Annotated in this window: 4 protein-coding genes; 1 reads left to right on the top strand and 3 read right to left on the bottom strand. The window is 49.6% G+C overall.

Annotated features, from left to right (window positions below):
* Positions 1-585 precede the first annotated feature (585 nt).
* Both ACR0QE_RS12905 and ACR0QE_RS12900 read right to left on the bottom strand, forming a co-directional pair.
* Positions 586-2,346 carry an ABC transporter ATP-binding protein gene (locus ACR0QE_RS12905; protein ID WP_432628743.1) on the bottom strand — a complete coding sequence of 587 codons (1,761 nt, stop codon included), beginning with the start codon at positions 2,344-2,346 and terminating at the stop codon, positions 586-588.
* A gap of 1 nt (position 2,347) precedes the next feature.
* On the bottom strand, positions 2,348-4,126 hold the full coding sequence (locus tag ACR0QE_RS12900; RefSeq protein ID WP_432628742.1) for an ABC transporter ATP-binding protein: 1,779 nt from the start codon (positions 4,124-4,126) through the stop codon (positions 2,348-2,350).
* Between the two features lie 211 nt (positions 4,127-4,337).
* On the opposite strand from ACR0QE_RS12900, the gene ACR0QE_RS12895 reads away from it, so the two are divergent.
* Positions 4,338-5,162: a YihY/virulence factor BrkB family protein gene (locus tag ACR0QE_RS12895; RefSeq protein ID WP_432628741.1), complete on the top strand. Its 825-nt coding sequence runs from the start codon at positions 4,338-4,340 to the stop codon at positions 5,160-5,162.
* A 37-nt stretch (positions 5,163-5,199) separates the two neighbouring features.
* Here the strand turns inward: ACR0QE_RS12895 and bsh are convergent, their stop codons facing one another.
* Complete coding sequence (gene bsh / locus ACR0QE_RS12890; RefSeq protein ID WP_432628744.1) at positions 5,200-6,240, bottom strand: choloylglycine hydrolase; 1,041 nt, start codon at positions 6,238-6,240, stop codon at positions 5,200-5,202.
* Between the last annotated feature and the right edge of the window lie 46 nt (positions 6,241-6,286).

Raw genomic sequence — 6,286 nt, 5'->3', positions numbered from 1 at the left:
GGTTCAATCTTCTGAACCTTTGTAATCACCTTCATCAGCATCTCCGGTCTCCCTTTGTAGTGGGAAGCAATCTCCGCAATCTTCACCAGCTGGGATGACGGGGTCTTGTAACTGTAAGTCTCTTCTTCTCTCATCCGGACCCTTCTCCTTTCAGATTTCAAAACAGATCTGAAAAACAATTCAAAAATCATTCAAGAATAATTCTTGAATATTTTCTCTGACCTGACTGTTTTTTCTGAAAACAAGTATAGGAGAAGATGCACTTTGCGTCTAATATGGAAAATGCGCATCATATTATAGGTTTTATGCATTTATGTTTATTTTTTATCATTATCAAGTGCAAGAAATCTATGTTTGTTAAAAAACAAACGCTCCGTCAGTGAGCAAAGTTCTGCAAACTCGTTCTCACTCCGGGCTCATCGTAACGGTACATAAGGTCGTAAAATACACGACCTAAGTACCGACGATTCACACGGGTTTGCAGGAACTTACTCACTTCTGGAGCGAAATCACACACCACTATAATCATTACGCGCCAAGTCTTTGCAAGCGTTGACTTGAATCCTCACAACATCATGGCGCTTATTAATTTGCGAACTGGCTGTTGTACAGCGTCGCATAGAATCCATTCTTTGCGAGCAGGCTCTCATGGTTGCCCTGCTCAATGATATGGCCGTCCTTCATCACAAGGATCACATCTGCCTCACGGATCGTCGACAGACGGTGCGCAACGATAAAGCTCGTTCTTCCCTGCATCATCGTCGCAAAAGCCTTCTGAATCCGGATCTCCGTCATCGTATCGATCGAGGAGGTCGCCTCATCGAGGATCAGCATCGGCGGCAGACAAAGCATCACACGCGCAATGCAGAGGAGCTGTTTCTGACCCTGGGAGAGATTTCCTCCATCCTCGGAGATCACCGTGTCGTATCCCTGTGGCATACGCTTGATAAAGCTGTGTGCATGGGCGGATTTGGCTGCCGCAATCATCTCCTCCTCCGTCGCATCCGGTTTTCCGTAGCAGATGTTCTCGCGGATTGTGCCGGATTTCAGCCACGTCTCCTGAAGCACCATACCGTAGCTTGCACGCAGGCTCTTTCTCGTCGCATGGCGGATGTCAGTTCCGGACACCTTGATTGAACCGTCATTCACGTCATAGAAACGCATCAGCAGGTTGATGATCGTCGTCTTTCCGCATCCAGTCGGTCCGACAAGCGCGATTCTCTGTCCCGGCTTGACATCGAGGTTCAGATCCTCAATCAGCGGAACTTCCGGCACATAGGAGAACTTCACATGGTCGAGCTTGACACTTCCGTCCACATGGTCGAGCGTCACGGCATCGGAATCCTCCGCCTTGAATGCCGGCTCATCGATGAGTTCGAGAACACGGGCCGCACATGCAAGTGCATTCTGAAGCTCTGTCACAACGCCGGAGATCTCATTGAACGGCTTTGTGTACCGGTTCGCATAACTCAGGAAAATCGAGAGCTGACCGACACTGAGCATACCACGGATTGCCGCAAAAGCACCGACTACGCCGACACTCGCATATACCATGCTGTTGACGAAACGGGTTGCCGGATTCGTGATCGAGGAGAAGAAGATCGCGCGCAGACTGCATTTCTGAAGTCGGGAGTTGATCTCCTCAAAGCGCTCCTGTGCCTCATCCTCATAGCCAAATGCCTGGACAACCTTTTCATTTCCGATCATCTCATTGACGAGGGAGGTCATCTCACCGCGGGTCTGGGACTGCAATTTGAACATCGAGAACGTCTTTTTCGCGATGTAACTTGCCACGCACAGAGAGAGCGGAGTCACAAGCACTACGACAATCGTGATCACCGGATTTACCATCAGCATAAAGCCGAGTGTTCCGAGGATTGTGAGCACGCCGGTGAACAACTGGGTAAAGCCCATCAAAAGTCCATCCGAGAACTGGTCGATATCCGCGATGATTCGGCTGATGATGTCTCCGTCCTGATGGGAATCGAGGTAGGACAGCGGCAGTTCTTCAAGATGGTTAAATGCCTTGGTACGGATATCTTTCACAACATGGAACGTAATCTGGTTATTGATGTGGTTCATCAGCCACTGTGCAGCTGCCGTGATGCAGATCACGACTGCCACTTTTTTGAGAATTGCAAAAAGCCCTGCAAAATCCACCTGATCCTGTCCGACAATCAGATCCACACCGTTACCGATCAGGATTGGTGCATACAGTGTTGTCGCCACTGTCACTGCGGCGAGTACAAGAGACAGCAGGACCAGCCATTTGTAAATGCCGATGTAATTTAAAATACGCTTGAGCGTGGATTTGTGTTTTCCAAAATCAAATTTCTGCTTTGCCATCTCACTTCACCTCCTCTTTGGAAAGCTGGGACAGGCAGATCTCCCGGTAAATCTCACAGGAATCAAGAAGCTCTGCATGAGTGCCGCAGCCTGCCACCCTGCCGTCATCGAGAACAACGATCTGATCCGCGTTCTTGATCGTCGTCGCACGCTGGGAAACGATGAAGACCGTCATGCCGTCCGTGTTCTCCCGGATTGCACGGCGAAGTTTTGCATCCGTCGCAAAGTCGAGTGCGGAAGCACTGTCATCCATGATCAGAATCTCCGGATTTCTGACAAGGGCGCGCGCAATCGTCAGACGCTGACGCTGACCGCCGGAGAGATTCCGTCCGTTCTGCTCAATAAACAGATCCAGTCCCTTGCCCTTTCCGTCGACAAACTCTCTCGCCTGGGCAATATCAAGTGCACGGTAAATCTCCTCATCCGTGGCATCCTCTTTGCCCCACTTCATATTTGCGCGGAGCGTTCCCTCAAACAGAACTGCTTTCTGAGGAACAACACCGATCCGATCTCTCAAATCTTTCAGTGCATACTCGCGCACATCGACACCATCGATGCGGACGGCACCCTGGCGCACATCATAGAAACGCGGGATCAGGTTCACAAGAGAGGATTTTCCGGATCCGGTTCCTCCGATGACACCGATCGTCTGACCACGTTTTACCGTCAGATTGATGTCGGTGAGGGAATCTTCTTTTGCATTTTTATACGCAAAGTCCACATGGTCGAAGACAATCTTCGGCGTCTTTTCTGCGTTCTCTGCGTCTTTAGATTTCTCCGTGACGTTCTTTGCACCCGTCTTGCCACTTGTCTTTGCATTCTGCACTTCCTTGATGCTGCTCTCCGTGTCGAAGACTTTGTTGACACGGTTTGCGCACGCAAGTGCCTTGGAGATCGAGACAATCAGGTTTGCCATCTTGATCAGCTCCACAAGAATCTGGGACATGTAGTTGACAAGGGCCACTGTCTGACCCTGGGTGATAATGCCCTGATTGACCTGTTTTCCGGCAATCCACACGATCGCGATCGTCGCGCCGTTGATGATCACATAGGTTACCGGGTTCATCATCGCGGAAATCTTTCCGACAAAGACCTGCATATCCACAAGCAGGCTGTTTTCCTGATCGAAATTCCTGATCTCATCTTCCTGACGGTTGAATGCACGGATTACGCGCACGCCGGTCAGGTTCTCTCTCGTCGAGCGGGTCACGCTGTCAAGCTGGCGCTGTACTTTCTTGTAAAGCGGCATACTCACAAGCATAATGCCAAATACCACGACACTCAGAGCCGGAATCGCAACGACAAACACGAGTGCAGCCTTCACATTGACCGTAAATGCCATGACCATCGCACCAAAAACAATGAACGGGGAACGCAAAAGCAGACGAAGTGCCAGATTCAGTCCGGACTGCACCTGGTTGATATCACTCGTCATCCGCGTGATCAGCGTCGCGGTTCCCATCGTATCCTGCTCGCTGTAAGATAAAGTTCCAATGTGTTTAAACAGATCTCTTCTCAGTGCCGTCGAGACGCCCACTGCCGACTTTGCAGCAAAATACTGCGCGGTCAGGGAGCAGGTGAGACCGATTGCGGCGAGAAGCAGCAAAAGTCCGCCCATCTTTACGATGTAGCTTCCGTTCTGATCGCGGATTCCGACATCGATGATCTGTGCCATGACGAGCGGGACAAACAGTTCAAAGCTGGCTTCCAGCATTTTGAACAGCGGCGCAAGGATGCTTTCGCGCCGGTACTCTTTTAAGTACTTCAGCAATCGCTTCATAACTTACAACCCTCCAAGTAAAATATCTCCTATGCATAAAAATGAAAAAATCCCCCTTTCGGGGTTTTAAAAATGCATCGTTATCAGTATACCACCGCATAAATAAAAAAGCTATGCACTTCTTGTACTATTTTCCGCCTCATGTTAATATTATCATACAGAATTTTCCGTTCGGAAAACAGAATCAAAATCTGATGGAGTAAATACCACCATGCTGAATTTATTTTTAATCATTAAACGGATCTGGAATATCTGGAAAAAATATACGGCGGACGAAGTCACCGTCTATGCGGCACAGGCATCTTTTTTCATTGTCATTGCCTTCTTTCCTTTTATCATGCTTCTGCTGACAATGATCCAGTTCATTCCAAATGTCAACAAGTCCGATCTTCTGACGCTTCTCGTGAGAATCATGCCGAATATGCTTGACTCTCTCGTTGTCGGGATTGTCGATGACCTCTACATCAAATCCCCGGCGACCATCCTCTCGATCTCCGCTGCCGCTGCACTCTGGTCTGCCGCCCGCGGCATGCTCAGCATCGAGCGCGGACTCAACCGCATCTTCGGAATCGTGGAAAAGCGCAACTACATTCTCCGACGCCTGATCTGCTCGTTTTACACCCTGCTCTTCATGGTTGTCTGCGTCTTTTCCCTCGTGCTTCTCGTCCTCGGAAATGCGATTCATGACCTGATCGTGCGCTCATTTCCATTTTTGAGCCCATTTTTAAACAATGTCATCAGTTTCCGAAATCTGACGGCACTCGTCTTATTTTTTGCATTTTTCGTGGGACTTTATTCTATCATTCCCACCAGGCACCAGCCGCCCCGCAGACAGATTCCCGGAGCCGTATTTTCCACGGTATGCTGGCTGGCTTTTTCATACGGATTCTCTCTGTATTTTACGCATTTCAGCAGTTTTTCCTACATGTACGGAAGCCTGACTGCGATCGTCCTGCTGATGCTGTGGCTGTATTTTTGTATCTGTATCCTGTTCATCGGGGCAGAGATCAACTGTTTTTCCTCGGAACCTCTGTGAGTCAAATCGCTGCGCATCCTCGCAGAGCGATTTTTACTTAATTTTGATCGTGAATCTGCTCCCCGGTAATCAGCGGGTAGCGGATCAGACCGCTTCCATCCAGATTTTCCCGGTGCATATGAACGGCCGTGATCTGATGGTTTTCATACGTCGTGTAATAATAAATTCCCCTGCTCGCATTGCAGCAGGAAGTGTAGAGTGTGATCTCATATTTTCCGTCTGCGACCTCACAGCACCCGCGCTGCTGATCCACCGATCCTAAAATGTGGAAAAACTGGCTCACACTCTCCTTCTCGGAATCTCCCGACACCGCATGCATCTTTGTGAAAGCGACCCGGGCAAACCTGGACATCGACGAGAGATCGCCCGGCAGACCGAGAGCTCCCATTCCGCGGCTGTAAGTGTGGAGTGCTAGCTCCTCGGAAAACTGGTTGACCGGCTGCTTTGGGGACAGATGCATATAGTTGTTCAGCTGAAACATCTGCTGCTCAAACGGAGGATTGTTTGTGAGCACCCCGACCGGATTGTCATAAATGTGAAGTCCGTCGCGCATCGACTCGACTGTGACTGCCCCGCTCTCATCCGCAATGATCCAGTGCAGAGGCGACGTCGGAAGTCCCTCACTGAACGGAGTATTCGTCAGATTGATACGGGAAAGCAGAACTTTCGCCTCCTCAAGCGTTGCGCAGCTTCCGAGAATCCACGGGATGAACTCAAACTGTGTGATGTTGTCTTTCCCCGCTTTTTCTTCCCGATAAACCGCATTTCCAACGAAATTCAGGCCTGCCATTCCAAGTCCCTTCTCATTGATCGCATCGTAGTAGAGCGGATAGGTTTCTGCAACATGCGCCATTCCAATCATCGCATATTTCGTGTGAAAAATATTGTCCTGAACATCCTGCTCCGACTTCTGATCCGGATTCGATTCCATATTGGGAGCTGACTCGCTATGTGGATGACGAAGTGCAAATCCGTATCCCCTCGGCGTGATCGTCACCTCATCCCCGTAAGAAAATTCATAATCCAGAGTCCGTCCCATGTAGAAGTCCCTGGTTTTGTAAGTTGCGGCTGTACACATGTAGTTTGATCCTTTCACCCCGTCCAGGCGGGGACATGATATTACG

Source organism: Brotaphodocola sp. (assembly GCF_050873065.1).
Lineage (GTDB): Bacteria > Bacillota > Clostridia > Lachnospirales > Lachnospiraceae > Brotaphodocola.
This window is presented reverse-complemented; position numbering and strand designations above follow the sequence as displayed.

Coding starts and splice junctions, on each gene's coding strand:
- ACR0QE_RS12895 (WP_432628741.1), top strand. CDS start 4,338: ATGCTGAATTTATTTTTAATCATTAAACGGATCTGGAATATCTGGAAA.
- ACR0QE_RS12900 (WP_432628742.1), bottom strand. CDS start 4,126: ATGAAGCGATTGCTGAAGTACTTAAAAGAGTACCGGCGCGAAAGCATC.
- ACR0QE_RS12905 (WP_432628743.1), bottom strand. CDS start 2,346: ATGGCAAAGCAGAAATTTGATTTTGGAAAACACAAATCCACGCTCAAG.
- bsh (WP_432628744.1), bottom strand. CDS start 6,240: ATGTGTACAGCCGCAACTTACAAAACCAGGGACTTCTACATGGGACGG.